The 16,918-nt window shown below is 40.7% G+C and carries 11 protein-coding genes and 2 pseudogenes; 9 read left to right on the top strand and 4 right to left on the bottom strand.

All coding sequences use genetic code 11. From position 1 onward, the window contains the following. Positions 1–8: 8 nt before the first annotated feature. The 8 genes and pseudogenes from V1L65_RS02665 (at position 9) to V1L65_RS02630 (ending at position 13,183) form a co-directional block, all read left to right on the top strand. The gene (locus tag V1L65_RS02665) at positions 9–1,655 is read left to right on the top strand and encodes a recombinase family protein (RefSeq protein WP_331697513.1); all 1,647 of its coding nucleotides are present in this window, start codon (positions 9–11) and stop codon (positions 1,653–1,655) included. A 28-nt stretch (positions 1,656–1,683) separates the two neighbouring features. Then, on the top strand, positions 1,684–2,139 hold the full coding sequence (locus tag V1L65_RS02660; protein WP_331697512.1) for a hypothetical protein: 456 nt from the start codon (positions 1,684–1,686) through the stop codon (positions 2,137–2,139). 554 nt (positions 2,140–2,693) lie between these two features. Then, positions 2,694–3,677 (top strand): N-6 DNA methylase, encoded by a 984-nt coding sequence (locus tag V1L65_RS02655; protein ID WP_331697511.1) that lies wholly within the window; start codon positions 2,694–2,696, stop codon positions 3,675–3,677. Then, on the top strand, positions 3,667–4,923 hold the full coding sequence (locus tag V1L65_RS02650; RefSeq protein ID WP_331697510.1) for a restriction endonuclease subunit S: 1,257 nt from the start codon (positions 3,667–3,669) through the stop codon (positions 4,921–4,923). The genes V1L65_RS02655 and V1L65_RS02650 overlap by 11 nt, the downstream gene beginning before the upstream one ends. 247 nt (positions 4,924–5,170) lie before the next feature. Further along, the gene (gene hsdR / locus V1L65_RS02645) at positions 5,171–8,392 is read left to right on the top strand and encodes a type I restriction-modification system endonuclease (RefSeq protein WP_331697509.1); all 3,222 of its coding nucleotides are present in this window, start codon (positions 5,171–5,173) and stop codon (positions 8,390–8,392) included. A 24-nt stretch (positions 8,393–8,416) separates the two neighbouring features. Next, positions 8,417–9,832: pseudogene (locus tag V1L65_RS02640) on the top strand (N-6 DNA methylase); the annotation flags it as partial. 42 nt (positions 9,833–9,874) lie between these two features. Next, a complete protein-coding gene (locus V1L65_RS02635; protein WP_331697590.1) occupies positions 9,875–10,552 on the top strand; it encodes a restriction endonuclease subunit S in 678 nt (225 codons plus the stop codon). Between the two features lie 231 nt (positions 10,553–10,783). After that, the gene (locus tag V1L65_RS02630) at positions 10,784–13,183 is read left to right on the top strand and encodes an NACHT domain-containing protein (RefSeq protein ID WP_331697508.1); all 2,400 of its coding nucleotides are present in this window, start codon (positions 10,784–10,786) and stop codon (positions 13,181–13,183) included. Between the two features lie 800 nt (positions 13,184–13,983). Here V1L65_RS02630 and V1L65_RS28695 read toward each other — a convergent pair. Both V1L65_RS28695 and V1L65_RS02625 read right to left on the bottom strand, forming a co-directional pair. Beyond that, positions 13,984–14,157, bottom strand: a complete 174-nt coding sequence (locus V1L65_RS28695; RefSeq protein ID WP_442955664.1) for a DsbA family oxidoreductase — start codon at positions 14,155–14,157, stop codon at positions 13,984–13,986. Further along, positions 14,148–14,354, bottom strand: a complete 207-nt coding sequence (locus V1L65_RS02625; RefSeq protein ID WP_331697507.1) for a hypothetical protein — start codon at positions 14,352–14,354, stop codon at positions 14,148–14,150. The genes V1L65_RS28695 and V1L65_RS02625 overlap by 10 nt, the downstream gene beginning before the upstream one ends. 857 nt (positions 14,355–15,211) lie before the next feature. On the opposite strand from V1L65_RS02625, the pseudogene V1L65_RS28690 reads away from it, so the two are divergent. Beyond that, positions 15,212–16,078 (top strand): annotated as a pseudogene (locus V1L65_RS28690) (AraC family transcriptional regulator). Between the two features lie 255 nt (positions 16,079–16,333). Here V1L65_RS28690 and V1L65_RS02605 read toward each other — a convergent pair. Together V1L65_RS02605 and V1L65_RS02600 are read right to left on the bottom strand one after the other, a co-directional pair. Further along, positions 16,334–16,456: a hypothetical protein gene (locus V1L65_RS02605; protein WP_331697504.1), complete on the bottom strand. Its 123-nt coding sequence runs from the start codon at positions 16,454–16,456 to the stop codon at positions 16,334–16,336. A 205-nt stretch (positions 16,457–16,661) separates the two neighbouring features. Continuing rightward, positions 16,662–16,850, bottom strand: a complete 189-nt coding sequence (locus V1L65_RS02600; RefSeq protein ID WP_331697503.1) for a hypothetical protein — start codon at positions 16,848–16,850, stop codon at positions 16,662–16,664. Positions 16,851–16,918 lie beyond the last annotated feature (68 nt).

Genomic DNA, 16,918 nt, shown 5'->3' with positions numbered 1-16,918 from the left:
GGATTTCTATGTTAACCAATCATCGTATTGCTATCTATGCAAGGGTATCTACAGAGGAACAAGCGGAGTTCGGCTATTCCATCGACGCTCAACTTGACACACTCCGAGCTTACTGTAACCTCCATCAGAAGGTCATCGTTGGGGAGTACGTGGACCGCGGTGTCAGTGGTAAGTCGATCGAGGGCCGCTATGAGCTGCAAAAACTGCTCCGAGACGCAAAGCAAGGCCTCTTCGATGAGGTTCTTGTGTGGAAAATCAACCGCATTAGCCGCCGCACGATTGACCTCTTGAAAATCGTGGAGGAACTGAGCCAAAAAAGAATTACATTTCGTAGCTTCTCTGAGAACTTCGAGACGGAAACCGCCATGGGCAAGTTCGCCCTCCAGATGCTCGGTGCTGTCGGGGAACTAGAGCGTAATACCATTGTTGATAACGTAAGGATGGGTATGAAGCAGCGAGCTCGGTCTGGTCAGTGGAACGGTGGAAAAGTGCTCGGGTACCGCAGCAGCCAAGCAGTCCGCGGCCAAAGGCATCGGAAGGACTCCACCTTGGAGATCGTCCCCGAGGAGGCAGCCATTGTGCGGAAGATATTCGAGCTCTATGCATCCGGTAAGGGGCTCAAGGCCATTGCCAATCAGATCAATCGCGAAGGGCACACGACCAAGCGTGGAAATACCTTCAGTACGGATTCCATAAAGCAAATCATCTTGAATCCTGTCTATGTTGGGAAGATCCGATACCTACAACATGAGAACTGGAACGAGCGACGGAGAAAAGGCAAGAATGCCACCCCTATGCTGGAAGATGGTGGCCATGAACCCATCATCTCAGAAGAATTATGGGGAAAGGTTCAGATCCTTCAGAAGTCCAAAGCTGTTACAACATCAAGAACCTTCGACGGCAAGTATACCCTGACAGGCCTCTTACGCTGTCCCCAGTGCGGCGCAGCGATGGTGGCAAGCCGGACCGTCAACAAACTCAAGGATGGTTCAAGGATTGTCCGCCGCTATTACTCTTGCGGCAACTTCAAGAGCAAGGGCAGCTCTGTCTGCTCCGCCAATAGCGTAAAAGCCGAATATGCTGAATCGTTCGTTTATCAGCGATTGAAGGAGGTGATCAACAGTGAGCGGATTCTTGCGGACGTCATCTCCGCCATGAACCAGCACCGGAAGGGCAACACGATTCCGCTCCAGGAGGAGTTGAAAGCAATCCGTCAGAAGGTTGAGTCCATTGAGGGCAAGCGGCAAAAGTATTTCGGCCTGTTTGAGGACGAACTGGTGGACCGCGAAACCCTTGCCAACCGGCTGGAGGAACTGAAGGCAGAGAAGGAACGACTTCTCGCCAGAAAGTCTGAGATCGAGTGGGAGCTCGGCAACGACAATAGTCAGACGGTGGATTTCGATTATGTCCGGGCTATACTGGCCCAGCTTGACCAGCTTCTCTTCAAAGCCTCTACTGGGCAAATCAAGTCGCTGCTGCACCTGGTCATTAAGCAAATCAGCATCAAGAACCGTAAGATCGAAGCGATCGAATTGAACTTCGATGAAGATATGCAGAAGCACTTCTTGGCTGCCCCTTCCGACGATGAATCGGAGGGGGCTTTTTCTGTTTTGAGGCCACGGCCACTGCTGTACAAATTCAGCTTGGTCATTTGACCACCAAACGACGAAGGGAGAAAACACAATGAAAACCGTTAATGAACTGATTCTTGAGAGGCTGAAAGAGGAATTCGAGCGCAACGGGTACAACCCTGCCCAGCAAATGTTCGATGATAATGTATGGGTCATGACAGCAGCAGTAATCCCGTTTGAGGAAGAACTGGAGGTTGCGGATTTGCTCCCGTACTCACTGGAAGATGTAACGCTTCGGGAATCGTACTTAAACCAAGGTAAGCCAACCCATATAGTAAGGGTGGTCCTCCGAACAAACGGCTCTTACGGCCTTTGCGAGTATGTGGATGGGACGGACGTGTATTTTTCAGTCGACCGAAAAAAACAAAAAGCTGACTGCTTAGTTTGGTCCGATACTTGGGTTGAGGGGCCTCCTAAGTTTGAGGGAGGGAGCGTTGAATCATCGCTTTCTTGGGTCAGAAGGATGGGGGAGCCGTTCATCATTTTTGTTAAAGATCCTTTTATTTGATTTTGTATCATATTAACGCAGCAGGACTATCCTGACGATAGGGTAGCCCTGCAACTTTTAAATTGTAATGATGACCAAGCTATAACCACAAGTCATCATTAAAAATGAGTCTCTAAAGCAAAGACAATGAGATATTATATATTAGAGCGATGTCTGATCGACTGGCAATCAGGGATCACAGAAAGATTGCTTTCGTGGGTCAAAGGTATGGCTAGGCCTTCTATATTCAAGAGATAGACCCTTTCTTGAAGTAAGTGTTGTATAGAGATATTCAATGGCTGCATTGACCTTTTTAAGAAAGGATGCAGAAATAGCCGGAAACCTGTGGGTGGAGTCTGGCCTTTCCTATGGTGAGAACTAGGTCGATTATAGTATTTCATAGCAACGATACATTCTATAACTAGGTATTATTCCAACCTTTTATAAGAAACTAGAAATAATCCATTAATAAATGTTGACACTAACCATAATCCATTGTATATTTAAAACACAGAAATAAAATAACTAAGAATAATCCATAAACAACAAGTGGATTATACTAAGGAGGAAACAAAGTGGAGCAATTAGGATTTAGATTTTTGGATGAAGTACGTTCAACAGGCAAGGATTATTTATCAGAGTTTGATGTGATGCTCGATCAAATCATTTCTTACAAAAAGGGAGGAGTATTATCTCAAGAAGTTCAGTATCCGCACGTAATGAAGGAATTAATTTTTTTGCCCGCAATTCAACAAAATGAAATCTTAGAATTCATCCTTCGTAAGATCACCTCCAGTTCGGCATCAATGTCTGGAGAACATCAAGATACTGAATTCGTTACAGAATTTTTTAGCCAAATAGCAAAACATGTAGTTGGAAATCGCCAAATTACTATTGCTGATATAACTTCAGGGCTTGGTTTCACACAGAGAAGACTCATTAATGAGTTGGAAGTTACAGAGGCGATATCTTATGAGTTAAAAGAAGTGCTTGTAAGAATCCAACAAAAATTGGCTCTGTTATTAGATTTGAATGTTGTGGCAGAACAAAGGAATATTGTATCTGAAAATGTTGACGAGTCTGTTGTAGATCTTGTGGTTTATAGTGCCCCTATTGCAGGTAAGGTCCCAGCGGCGGACATTAATCTAGACGAAAGTGTTTTATTGGGGGAAATAAAAACGACTGAGGTTGATCTGCTGTGCCTTGATAGAGCAATGAGAATAGTAAAGCCTGGCGGACATGTGCTGACGCTGCTATCAGCGGGATTTCTTTTCAAAGGGGGAAGTACGCAAAAAGTTAGAGAATCTCTTCTGAAGGAAGCACATGTTAAAGCGATTATTACAATGCCGTCCAATTCTCTAATGCCATACGCAGGGGTATCAACCTGTATGTTATTACTACAAAAAAAGGCGGTTGGATTAGTTCAGCCGAAGGATGTTATAATGGCGGATTTCAGTCATGTGAAGCTAGACCGGAAACTGAAAACTAGCCCTGTGGATATCGACGAATTTAATGAACTATGCCAATTAATCGCTGGAGGAATGAACAATGGGAATTAAATTAGTCGAATACGATAAGTTGCAAGAAAGATGGGAGCCAATATTTTACCTTAAGCAGCCATCTGAAAAGATTTATGTTGAAACAAGGCTACTTGAAGAGGTGTGTAGTATTTTACCGGACAGTCGTCGGGTGAAATTTGATCAGGGAGAGGAATATTTGCAATACGTAGATGGGAGTTGTATCGATAAAAGGACCGGAATGATAACAGAATGTAAAGAGGTAACTGAGGAAGTTTCCAAAAGGCTGCGTTATCGTATGACGGCAGGAGATATGTTGATCCCACTAGTAGAAGTTGGGGTAATGGTCCCGACTATCGTCTCCTCACCTCAGGACCGGTTTATCCTGGTATCAGACATTTTTGCAGTCGTTACTCCAAAGGTAGACCCGCTTTATCTTTATTGGGCTCTAACGACAGAATATGTTAGGGATCAATTCGAGGCAAGAAGCAAAGGTGCAATGATCCGTAGAATCAGTTTGTCAGACCTGAAGGAGATAACTATACCTTGGCTAACTGAAGAAGAGAGGAAAGAAAAAATCCAAATGATTAAGCTGCAACTTAGTCATTTGGAAAATAAAGATAAGGAAACTATCTCAGAAAAAATCGATAAAATTGTTAGTAGTCATTATAACATAAAAGTTCCTAATGATGCTATTGGGGCAGTAGTTAAATTACCGTATTCAGAACTGATTGAAAATCCACTATGGACATATGCGGCACTTAATCCCCAAATTTCTGAGTTTCAAGAGATGATTCGGGGATGTGGGAATGTATCTTCATTGGAAGAGGTCTGCTTCACAATTGATACCGGGGTTAATCCGACAAAGGAAAAGAACGGAGGAATTGAAATTGGGATAGTGAAATCGAAGAACATAGAAGTATTTACGCTTAAGGATGAGTTTGACACTATTTTGGTAGAACACCCCCGAGATAAGGAAACCCTCAACGTGGATGATGTATTATTTCGGCATAAAGGTATTATCGGCCCAGCTGCAATTGTAGGGCGGGAAAACGAAGGACTTCTATTTCATGACCATTTATTAAGATTAAAAGTAGATCCAGAAATTATCGACCCGAATTATCTTGTGATTATGCTAAATTCTTTTGTGATTAGGGAACAAGTTAAACAATATGTAACAAGTAGTACTATTAGCTTCATATCCAAACAAAACTTTGGCAAGTTATTAATTCCGGTACCCACCATTTACGAGCAAAAATCGCTTGTTGACCAAACACATCGACACTAAAGGGAAATTGTAGCCCCCTGAGATATCCAAAATAATAAATCCATCTCAAGGGGGGCTACTTGTTAATAATAATCCAAAGGAACTACTTGTAAACATGGTTTTACAGGAACTAGAAACATCATGTCGAATTAATAATTATGAGCATTCTTGCGCTTTAACGAACATTCGTTTCCTGACAGCATAATAACATCATCACATGATAGAATGTTGAAGTGCATATTCAGCCTGTTAATGATGAGGTGGATATATGAAAACAAGCAACTTTGCTTTTCTAGCAGAAAAATGGCCGATCCTAGCATCACTCGGTCAATTAGCTGAGGAGTACCTTCTTAAAGACCCCAATACAGCGATGGTTAAGATTCGTCAGTTTGGGGAGACGCTGGCTCAGCTGATTTTAGCAATAGAAAAGGTAGCTGAGCCTGAGGACAGGTCACAAAATGCTCGGTTACAAGTATTTCGCCGGGAGGACTTGGTCCCTTCAGAGATGGTGTCCTTTTTTCACTCGATCAAAAATATCGGGAACAATGCCGTGCATGCTTTGCATGATTCTAAGGGTGACGCCAAAGCAGCCATTTCCTACGCATTCACTCTGGCGGTATGGTTTATGCAAACCTACGGCGATTGGAGATTTGAACCGCAACCACTTGACCTCACAAGAACAGAGCAACCGAGCACCGACAATGAGGTCATTCTGACCAAACTTTCCGCTGAGTACGAGAAAAAAATAGATGAACTGCAGAGTCAGTTGGAGCAATTCCGGCAGGCGCAATCTACAGTGGAAGAACGAAACAACCGTAGAAAACAGTCTGGTAAGGTTGCCGCTGCACTTCTAGACGAAGCGGAGACAAGAAGGCAATTCATCGACCTGCAACTACGGAACGCTGGCTGGGAAGTGGATTCAGATGGCTTGAAGTATTCAAAGGGTACACGTCCCGAAAAGGGAAGAAACCTGGCTATTGCTGAGTGGCCATCCAAAAAGGGGCGGGCAGACTATACACTCTTTGTTGGGCTGAAAATGGTCGGTATCATCGAGGCAAAGAAAAAGGCGAAAGACGTATTGTCTGACCTGGCCCAAGCTAAGAAGTATGCAAAAGAAGTACAGCATGGGGGAGAAGAAGAGTCTGTTGGAACCTGGGGAGAATATACGGTGCCGTTCCTGTTTTCTACGAACGGTAGACCCTATCTCCAGCAGCTTGAAACGAAATCAGGGATTTGGTTTCTGGATGCACGAAAGAACACTAATCATCCTCGTGCACTGAGGGATTGGTACGCACCTGGAGAACTTCTGGAGATGCTTAAGCAGGACATCGACGAAGCACAATCTAAGCTTCAGAGTGAACCGCTGGACTACCTTGGTTTGAGGGAATACCAGTATCGGGCGATTAAGGCCGTTGAGGATTACCTTGGTGAAGATCAACGTAACATTCTGATTGCTATGGCTACGGGGACAGGTAAGACGAGAACGACGATTGGGCTCATTTATCGCCTTATCAAAGCGAAACGTTTCAGACGCATTCTCTTTCTTGTAGATAGAGAGGCTCTCGGGCAGCAGGCACAGGATGCTTTCGAAGAATCTAGGATGGAAGACTTCAATACCTTCACAGAAATATTTGAGCTGAAAGGTTTGACTGATAAACGACCTGAGGCAGAGACTAAAGTTCACATTGCTACTGTGCAAGGGATGGTCAAGCGGATCCTATTCCCAAGCGATGGTGAGACTGTGCCAACGGCAGGTCAGTACGACTGTATTGTAGTTGACGAGGCGCACCGCGGCTACATCCTTGACAAGGAAATGACGGAACTCGAATACCAATTCCGCGACCAGAATGATTATATCAGTAAGTATCGGACCGTACTAGAGCATTTCGATGCTGTGAAAATTGGTTTGACCGCAACACCAGCCTTGCATACGACGGAAATTTTTGGACCCCCTGTTTTCACCTATTCATATCGGGAGGCCGTAATTGATGGGTATCTAGTAGACCATGAGCCTCCGCATCAGCTGGAAACCAAACTAAAGAAACACGGTATCCAGTGGAAAGTAGCTGAGCAGGTCGAGGTCTACAAAACGAATTCCAACACCGTGGAGACAGAATATCTTTCTGATGAAGTGAACATCGAAATTGAAGGCTTCAACAAGATGGTGATTACGGAAAACTTCAATCGAACGGTAATTGCCGGGTTGGTGAAGTATATTGATCCTGCCTTGGATGGCAAAACATTGGTGTTCGCGGCTACAGATACCCATGCCGATCTTGTGGTGAAGATCTTCAAAGAAGAGCTGGCCAAAGAATTTGGTGAGGTAGATGATGATGCCGTTCAAAAGATCACGGGCACGATTCATAAACCTTCGGAAGCCATTAAAAAGTTCAAAAATGAGAAATTGCCCAATATCGTCGTAACGGTAGACCTACTTACAACGGGCATTGACGTTCCCAAAATCACCAATATCGTGTTTTTACGAAGGGTGAAATCGCGTATTTTATACGAGCAGATGCTGGGGCGTGCTACCCGATTGTGCCCAGAGATCGGCAAGACCCATTTTTCAATCTTTGACGCGGTAGGAATATACGAGGCACTGGAATCGGTTAGCACAATGAAACCGGTTGTTGTAAACCCTTCGGTCACATTTAAGCAATTGGTTGAGGAGCTCCAGCATATTGAAGACTCAAAACAGCAGGAAGACCATATTCAGCAAATCATTGCCAAGCTGCAGAGGAAGAAAAAGCTGCAAAAACGGGAGCAACAAGAGGAGTTTAAGACACTCTCAGGCGGACGTAATGTTGAAGAGATGATCGAATGGCTGAGAAAAACGCCTCCTGCGGATACGGGGAAAGTATTGTATAACAACCAGCGTCTTGTTACATTTCTAGATGAAAAGTTTAGCGAGCCGACTAAGCTATATATTTCTCGCCATGAGGATGAACTTCTCAGTCATGAGAGGGGTTACGGGAAGGCAAAGAAGCCAGAGGATTATCTGGACCAGTTCGCAGTTTTTATTCGTGAAAACATGAATGAGATTCCGGCACTTCAGATTGTTTGCTCTAGGCCGCGGGATCTGACGAGACAGGATTTGCGTGAATTGCAAGTGATTCTTGCCCAAAAGGACTTTACTGAGACGAACCTTCGCACCGCTTGGGCACAAATGACCAATCATGAGATAGCCGCGGATATTATCGGGTTTATTCGCCAGAGAGCACTGGGAAGCCCGCTCGTTGGACATGAAGAGCGGATTAAAGCAGCGATGCGAAAGATCTATTCGATACGGGCATGGGACCCGAGACAAAAACAGTGGTTAGACCGAATTGAGAAGCAGCTGCTCAAGGAAACCGTCTTAGGGCCATCTGCACAAGAGGCTTTTAGTGTTGCCCCATTTAATCAGGATGGTGGGTTTAATCGGATTAATCGGGTCTTTGACGGGCAGTTGCAACAAGTACTAGACGATATCAATGAAGCATTATATGCGTGATGAAAGGACGATACAAAAACCCCTATGAATACACAAGAGATTGTACAGAAACTTTGGAACCTATGTAACGTACTGCGAGACGACGGCATCACTTACCACCAGTACGTATCAGAGCTAACTTATATACTCTTCTTAAAGATGATGAAAGAAACCGAGCAAGAAAAACTTATTCCAGAGGGTTATCGTTGGGATGACTTAGTTGATAAAGATGGCGTAGAACTAATGCGATTTTATCGACAACTGTTACTCGACCTCGGTACCACAGGGAATGCAAAGGTCAAGCAGATCTATGCTAATGCTTCGACGAATATTACTGCTCCGGCAAACCTGAAAAACATCGTTTCATCTATCAACAACTTGGATTGGTTTAGCGCGAAAGAGGAAGGTTTGGGGGATCTTTACGAGGGTCTTCTGGAGAAAAATGCGAATGAGAAAAAATCTGGAGCGGGACAATACTTTACGCCAAGACCTCTGATCAATGTGATGGTGAAGTTGATCGATCCCCAGCCGGGTGAGCGCTGCAATGACCCGGCAGGTGGTACCTTTGGTTTTATGATCTCCGCTGATCAGTACGTACGAAGCAAAACAGGCGATTATTATGATTTAGGCGAAAGGGAAGCAAGTTTTCAACGTAAAGAAGCATTTAGTGGTTGCGAACTAGTTCAAGACACTCATCGGCTTGCTCTTATGAATGCGATGCTTCACGGCATTGAAGGCGAAATTTTGCTTGGTGATTCGCTCTCTAACCTAGGAAAAACGATGGGGAATATGGATGTCATTCTAACGAATCCCCCGTTTGGTACAAAAAAAGGCGGGGAGCGTCCAACTCGGGACGACTTGACATTCGCTACTTCAAACAAGCAGCTAAATTTCTTACAGCACATTTACCGTGCCTTGAAGCCTAACGGCAAGGCTAGAGCGGCGGTTGTATTACCGGACAATGTCCTGTTCCAGGACGGCGACGGTCAGAAGATTCGGGCGGATTTGATGGACAAATGCAATTTACACACCATTTTGCGGCTTCCTACAGGCATTTTCTACGCCCAAGGTATTAAGACGAACGTGCTCTTCTTTACCCGCGGCGAAACAGATAAAGGAAACACGAAAGAGGTTTGGTTTTACGACCTGCGTACGAATATGTCGAAGTTCGGTAAACGTAATCCACTCACTGAAGATCATTTTAAATCATTTGTTGAGGCATATACTGCAAAAGACCGTTACCAAATATCTGATGAAAGATGGAGTGTGCTAACACGAGAGCAGATTCGCAATTTAGACGATAATTTGGACCATGGACTTATTGCTGATGAATCATCTTCAATATATGATAACCTGCCAGACCCACTGGAATATATAGATGAAGTCGTCGAGAAACTACAAAGGACCACCATAATATTACAAGAGGTCAGTAATAACTTAAAGACATCAAGCGATAATAATATCATCCTCGTGGAGGAAGCATTAGAAAATAATAAAGCTTTAATGACTCTTTTGGAGGCTGCAACTGTTTCTGAAGACGATTTCCCATATGACCTTCCGGAAAAATGGGTTTGGGTTGAACTTGGTAACATTGCAAAATTTATAAACGGGGATAGGGGCAATAATTATCCATCACAAAAGGATTTCATTAAGAGTGGTATTCCATTCATAAATGCAGGCCATTTAAAAAACGGTAAAATAGACATAGCTAAAATGAATTACATTTCAAAGGAAAAGTTTGAAGCTTTGGGAAGTGGCAAAGTTATGGAAGACGATGTTCTTTATTGCTTAAGAGGGACATTGGGGAAGGCTGCTATAGTCAGTAATATTGATGAGGGAGCGATAGCCTCTTCACTAGTTATTTTGAGACCTCACAAGGGTATTGTCTCAAAATATATTTATTATTACCTAATTAGTAGTATTGGAATGTCAATGATCAATATTCATGATAATGGTTCAGCCCAACCAAACTTATCAGCGGGCAATGTGAAAAAGTACTTAGTCCCTATTCCTTCTTATTATGAGCAGCGACGGATTGTTTCTAGGCTAGAGGCTACATTTAATAGGATTGACAATGCAAGACGTATAATTGGTGATCTTAAGGAATTCGAGATTCTTAAACATTCCGCATTATACAAAGCATTCCGAGGGGAGTTATTTGACCTAGTATTTAACGATTAGTTACTACAGTATTGTAAATAGACATATGATTTCTTTGTTCCAGGCACCTTATAGGTGCCTTTTTTTCGCCGTTACCCCCGTTACGGTGAACCGTATCATAAGTAAAGGAGATAGTTTCTATTTTCTTCTTTAACAATGCATATATAAGAATTTTGTTGGTGTAGATAATAATTTCACTTAATGTTAAAATATTCATGTTAATAAGAGTGTTTTTAAGGAGATATTAAATCTATGGCAATAGATACTATTTTGATAAATATTACATCTAATTTTTTGTATGATCTTATTAAATGTATTAATAATAGAACTAGGTTAAAAACGATAGAGAGCTTAGTGAAATCAAAAGAGAGTATACTATTGAAATCAGACCTTACTGAAAATTCAGGAAGTTTCTACAAATTTTTAGAATTAACGAGTACCAGAATGAGTTTTCTAAATTTCATAAGATACAATTCATTTAAGCATCACTATAAGAAAAATGATGTTAATTTCGGATTAAATAAGAATAAATTTTTGGAAAATTTATCGGAATGCGCAATTGTATTTGTGAAGAATAATTCTGGAAAAAATTTGAACGAACTAGAAGTGAAAAATTACTTTCATGATGTACTTGAAATAATTGAAGAAAAAATGATAGATAATTTACCCAAGGAACTATTGTCAATTCCATATTATTTATCTTTGGCTGTTCAAGAGTTGGAAGAAAAGATATTTGAAATAAATAGAACTAAAAGTGAAATTGCAAATATTAATTTTGAGCAAATTAGGATAGATTATGTGAAAAATTTAAAAGCAAGGTATAAAAAAAGCCATGTATACGGTATTGATAGATTAGATCTTACGGAATTTTACATTTTTCCAAAGTTTTTTATTGAACAGAGAATTGAAGACAATTCAATAACAATAAATAGTCAATCAAAAATTATTGATTGGCAAAATTCTTTGAATATATCTAATATTATTTCAATAATAGGTGGTCCCGGTTTCGGAAAAACACTATTTTTAAAAAATCTCATAAATAACTTTGAAGACTTAAATATATTTGAAGGCAGCAATTTACTACCGATATATTGCAATTTAAAGGAATATACTAACTTTTCAAAGAAAAAATCATCAGCATATTCAATAGAAGATTATCTGGTAGATTCAATGATCTTTAATACAGGAATTGATAATAATCTGATAACTAAGGATTTTCTTCGGTATTATATAAATAGTGGTAGATGTCTGTTGTTATTTGATGCATTGGATGAGGTTGATGTTGAAGAAAGAGAACATATTTCTGAGATAATAGTTAGCTTCTTTAAAACATCTAATAAGAATAATAAAGTATGTATTACTACAAGAGAAAGAGGGTTAATTCCAGAGACACCGGTTGTTCTTAGGGTATTACCAATAAAAAAAACAGAAATAGAATCTTATTTAAGGAAAATGTCCATTATAAATAAGTTTGATAGTGAAGATATTCCATTGTTTTTAAGTCAATGTGAAAGTTTAATTCAAAGGGGATTTCTAACAAATTTTCTAATGGTAGCGTTAATGGTGAATATTTTTAAATCCGAAAGAGAACTTCCCGAAAACAAAATTCAACTGTACAAAAGCTGTACAGATTATATATCTCGAAAACGTGAAATTAATGATAAAAGAGTTACTTATAAGTATGATCTTATTAGGACTCTTATAGGAAATGATTTAACATTTGAGGAGTTATCATTTTTATGTAAAAGAACAAACAAAGAAGCTGATCGTATTGCTATCGAGAAATGTTTATCTAAGGCATACAGGACGTTATATTTGGATGGTAATCAATTATTAAATGCTATTGACGAGTTCCTGACATTTTGTTCAGAAAGAACTGAATTATTCGTTCAAGGAAGTGAAGATCACTATAAATTCTTTCATCGATCCTTTTTTGAGTATTTTTATGCGAAGCATATAATTAAGACGCATAATAATAATGAGTTATTTGAGGAACTTCTGAACTTTACAGCTGATTCAGAACTATTTGAGTTAACAATTGCACTCTTAAAAAATGAGTACTACGGGCGTTATCAAGAGTTTTTAGACCACATTTTTTATATCTGTGAAACAACAGAAACTATAAAAGAGATTCCTATTGTAGTAACTATGCTACTAGAGTTTATGGTAGTTGCTGATGAAGAGTATTATTGGAAGAGATTTTATGGATTATGCTTCGGAGACAAAGAATTATTAAGTTATTTAGATGATGAATCAGATAAGGTATATAATGTGCTAACTAGGTTTGGTGATGTAAATACACTATATGAAAACTTAGTTAGATATTACAAAACTCATGTTATTGGAGAGTGTGCAATATTTTACCCACTTTCGAAGTTTATTATACCTCGTGTTATACATACGGGTAATAATGCTGCTAGATGGTTCGTAGGTATTGAAGCAATTAGTAAAAATAATGTAATTGAGAAGATGATTAAGTTAATTACTTTCGAAGAATTTCAGGAGGCCTTAAGTATGTTTTCTATCGAATATAGAAAACAAATTTCTGAAGAGGATCTCGAATATGAAGATGGAATTTTTACGGACCTTAGTGAGGAAAGCGAAAATCTTAGTGAATACATTTACAGACATATGACGGGTAGAATTGAATAAATTTAGACATTATATTGAGCATAGTAATGGTTGCTTTTTAAGAAATAGAGTGAACGGTAACATAAAAAAGATTAAAAATGAGGATGCTGATTTCAGCATCCTCATTTTTAAATGTTGTCCGCATACGACCACCGTTATTCTAGTTTATTGTGGTTTTCTTTAATTACTATCAGTTAATTATAGCTTATTTAAGCAATAAATAAATCTCCTTTAGATACACTACGGTGAACCGTATTACAAATAGTGGTAACGCGGAGGGTTGAGTTGAAGGTAGAAGCAGCGATGCTCAATCTGCGGATTGGAGCTTAAGTAAGTACTCGACACATGTGGAGAACTGTGTGTCGCTCGTAAGGAAGTAATATATCAGAGTCACATTTACCTGCCAGTCGATACCGAGCGTTGTTAGTACTTGGGCTTTTTATCTTCTAGACGTGCTTCACTACTCAAAGAAATGAAAATATATCAAAGGAATAATTTAGCTGGGAGAGCGCTTCGCTCACAATGACAAGTCAGGGGTTCGATTCCTTAAGCTTCATAAAGAAGAAAGAGGTTGGTCTGAGAATTAACTTCTTTCTTCCTTAGTACAGCTAGAGGGCGAATCTTGGACTGAATAAAAACATTCATAAAATTTTGTAGTAGTCCAATCTGATAAGAGCTTCTCTTAAGTTGTTCTATCTATTTAGAGTGAACACCCGTTAGGTCCACAAACCCTATCAGATGAACCAAAACTTTTCAGGTCAGGTTTAATCAACTTCTTCTTCAGCAACTTGTTGTAATGCATTTTCAAAAACCCCTTGGGGCTAACCGCCTGAAATAGCATATTTACGGTTAATAACAAAGAATGGAACACCAGTGATTTGCAATTTAGATGCTTCCACTTTATCATTTTCAAATTCAGCCCAATATGCATGGGCATCTTCGACAATTTTTCTTACAGCTTTTTCATCAAGACCTGCTTCATTTGCTAAAGCGATAAGTTGCTCATTGTCCGGAAGAAATTTATTTTCAGTAAATACCGCATAAATATCCGTTCTGGATATTCCTTTCCTTTACCGACTTCTTGCGCATACTTTGCGACACGGTGTGTGTTCAATGTATCTTGCCATATCATATTGTCATAACGATACTCAAGTCCTAAACCTTTCGCTTTTTGAGTTGTGCTTTCTAGCATTTCACGAGCTTTTTCTAGAGGCTGCCCTGTTTGTTTACTTAGTGCTTCCAATGTACTTATTGTTGGGGTAGTTGGGCTAATCCTACTAAGGAAGGAACATACTCCCAAGATATTGATTCAACTTCTTTCTGCATTCTTATAATTATCTTCTTTAACTCAATACGAAAAGCCTCATAAGTAATGGCAATGGTTTTTGGGGCGAAACCCGAATGTGCAATTAAAAAACGATAACCGCAGTTTTTCGATAGTAGGCAAAAATATTGGCGGTAATGTGCCGGGGCGCTCGTTCGTTCTATTAAGCTAACGGACAGATTTACCGAATGCTCGAAATTACTTAAAAAGGTAAAAATAAGTGTAGATATTCATTACTCCCAAAATTAGGGTGATACTAAATCACATAAAGGAACACTTGTTCCCAAACTGGTTATTTGTTAGTATAGATATATAACTAATCCAGTATTGGATTTTGGAGGTGAAGGGATGGCGGTAAAGCATACCCCGACAAACATTGTGCACAGTGGAGTCAAAGGCGGTAGAACTGGCTGTGGTTTTAACACTAATGAGAATCCAACTCATTGGGTTGATAGTCACTCCAAGATCACCTGTGACAAAAACGGTTGCAAAAACTAGGCATTTTTCCATCAAGAGCCCGTTCTCGTTATTGCTGAGGGGGCTCTTGTTATTTAATGTTAGGGTTGTCGAAGCACTAAACGGCAAGCTTTTTATCAAGGATTAGCGGGCAGGGGCTGTGAAAGACGATAGCGAATTATGAATGATGTACTCCTGCAGAGGTTGAGCTTGATGAATCGGATGACATGAAATTATTCCTGCTACTCTAGGAGAGGGGAGGTCATTGGGTGAATATGCTCGAAAATCTCAATAAAGCTTTAGACCACATTGAACAGAATTTGGAGAATGAAATCGAAGAACATGTTATTGCAAGATATGCGAATTGTTCTGTTTATCATTTCAAAAGAATGTTTTCCTACTTGGCGGATATTTCTCTTCATGAATATATTCGTCGCGCCGACGTCTAACTCTCGCAGCATTTGAACTAAGGAACAGCTCAGCCAAAGTTATTGATGTTGCCATGAAGTATGGATACCAGTCACCTGACGCTTTTATACGCGCTTTTCAAAACCAGCATGGAATGATACCAACAGAAATGAGAATATCGAATCAATCTCTAAAAGTGTATCCTCCAATGACTTTTCTATTATCTATTGGAGGTGGCGAACCGATGAAATTTAGAATTGAAAGCAAGGAAGCATTTCAGGTAATTGGAATAACCAATCGAAATGGGTGAACGCCCTGGTGTCGAACAAGTTTGGAGATCAACCGATCACACCACGTTCGCTGAGCTGAAATCGCTTAATAATGTAGAGCCTTACGGTATTCTTCATGTGGATGTAGCCGAGGGGGCTGGACGAAGAATGGCTGATTACAATTACTATTTATCAGTTGTTTCAACGAAGCCATGCCCAGATAAATTCTCTCAATTATTTGTACCGGCTATGACCTGGGTTGTAATTGATATAAAAATTCCTTGGGGGCCAGAAAAATGGAAATAAATTTACGGGGGATGGTTCCCAACTTCAGGGTATGAGCAAATTGAGGGACCTGCAATACAAGTAGGGCCAGAAATCCAAGTTGGTGTAGAGAAGCAGATCATTACAGAAGAAGTTGATGTCGAGCCTTGGATTCCTGTTAAAAAGGTTCGGTAGAGCAAGCAGATTACGTGATAGATGCATTAAGAGAGAGCCATCCTGCATCAGGGGTGGCTCTAAAGCATTCAGTTTTCAGACAGCGGACTGAACACTACATATAAAAGAAACGAAGCGAATCTATTTCGTATTAGTCGCTTGATTCACACTCTTTAAACCATCCGATCCTAGGAAGTAAATAAATATGTGATTCGAAATAAAGATAGGTAAGATAGAAGTCCAGCAAGCTCTTTGGCTGCATCGTGAAACAAGAGTTCACTGTTCTCTAATCATAGTCGGAATATGGACGTTCCAGCGGTTGAACGGAAGCGGCTTGCCGGATTGTGTGTCGTCCATAATCATGCCATCGTAAGCGAGAGTGTGAGCCAATGCCTCCATCGAATTCTAAGAAGGGTCGGCCTTCATGTAGCCGATATATTCCCCAGCAATACCAAGTGCTTCCGACATGTAATATTCAACCGCAACGCTTTTTCTGTCAGCTTCAATCTGTTCAAGTGCTCGACGTATTCTGCCGGAACCGGCTTATGGCTATCGTTAATAAAAAAATGAGGCTCATACAGATACAGCCTTGTGACCTGCTCTTCTAATGGCTGGCTGCCTTAAGAGCCAAAATTGCACCGGAAGAGCTTCCGAATAGAAGTGCTTTGCCCCCGGCCATTTGAATTAATGCCTTAACGCTTGCGCCAGACATGCATTGGCCTTGCAGGTTCGAAATCGCGCTGATCCAGCCTTCCGGAGAAGTGATGGACGTCAGTCCGGGCTGACCGAGCACCTCGCGCCGGGAGTCGCGAAAGGTGCCTGATCCAGCCGACTGAGCCGTCCTCTTTACACTAAATTTGC

It is taken from the genome of Paenibacillus sp. IITD108, from assembly GCF_036541265.1.
Classification (GTDB): domain Bacteria; phylum Bacillota; class Bacilli; order Paenibacillales; family Paenibacillaceae; genus Pristimantibacillus.
This window is presented reverse-complemented; position numbering and strand designations above follow the sequence as displayed.

Excerpts from the sequence above, each read along its gene's own strand:
- V1L65_RS02665 (WP_331697513.1), top strand. The coding sequence starts at position 9 with ATGTTAACCAATCATCGTATTGCTATCTATGCAAGGGTATCTACAGAG.
- V1L65_RS02660 (WP_331697512.1), top strand. The coding sequence starts at position 1,684 with ATGAAAACCGTTAATGAACTGATTCTTGAGAGGCTGAAAGAGGAATTC.
- V1L65_RS02650 (WP_331697510.1), top strand. The coding sequence starts at position 3,667 with ATGGGAATTAAATTAGTCGAATACGATAAGTTGCAAGAAAGATGGGAG.
- hsdR (WP_331697509.1), top strand. The coding sequence starts at position 5,171 with ATGAAAACAAGCAACTTTGCTTTTCTAGCAGAAAAATGGCCGATCCTA.
- V1L65_RS02635 (WP_331697590.1), top strand. The coding sequence starts at position 9,875 with ATGACTCTTTTGGAGGCTGCAACTGTTTCTGAAGACGATTTCCCATAT.
- V1L65_RS02630 (WP_331697508.1), top strand. The coding sequence starts at position 10,784 with ATGGCAATAGATACTATTTTGATAAATATTACATCTAATTTTTTGTAT.
- V1L65_RS02625 (WP_331697507.1), bottom strand. The coding sequence starts at position 14,354 with ATGCTAGAAAGCACAACTCAAAAAGCGAAAGGTTTAGGACTTGAGTAT.
- V1L65_RS02605 (WP_331697504.1), bottom strand. The coding sequence starts at position 16,456 with ATGGAGGCATTGGCTCACACTCTCGCTTACGATGGCATGATTATGGAC.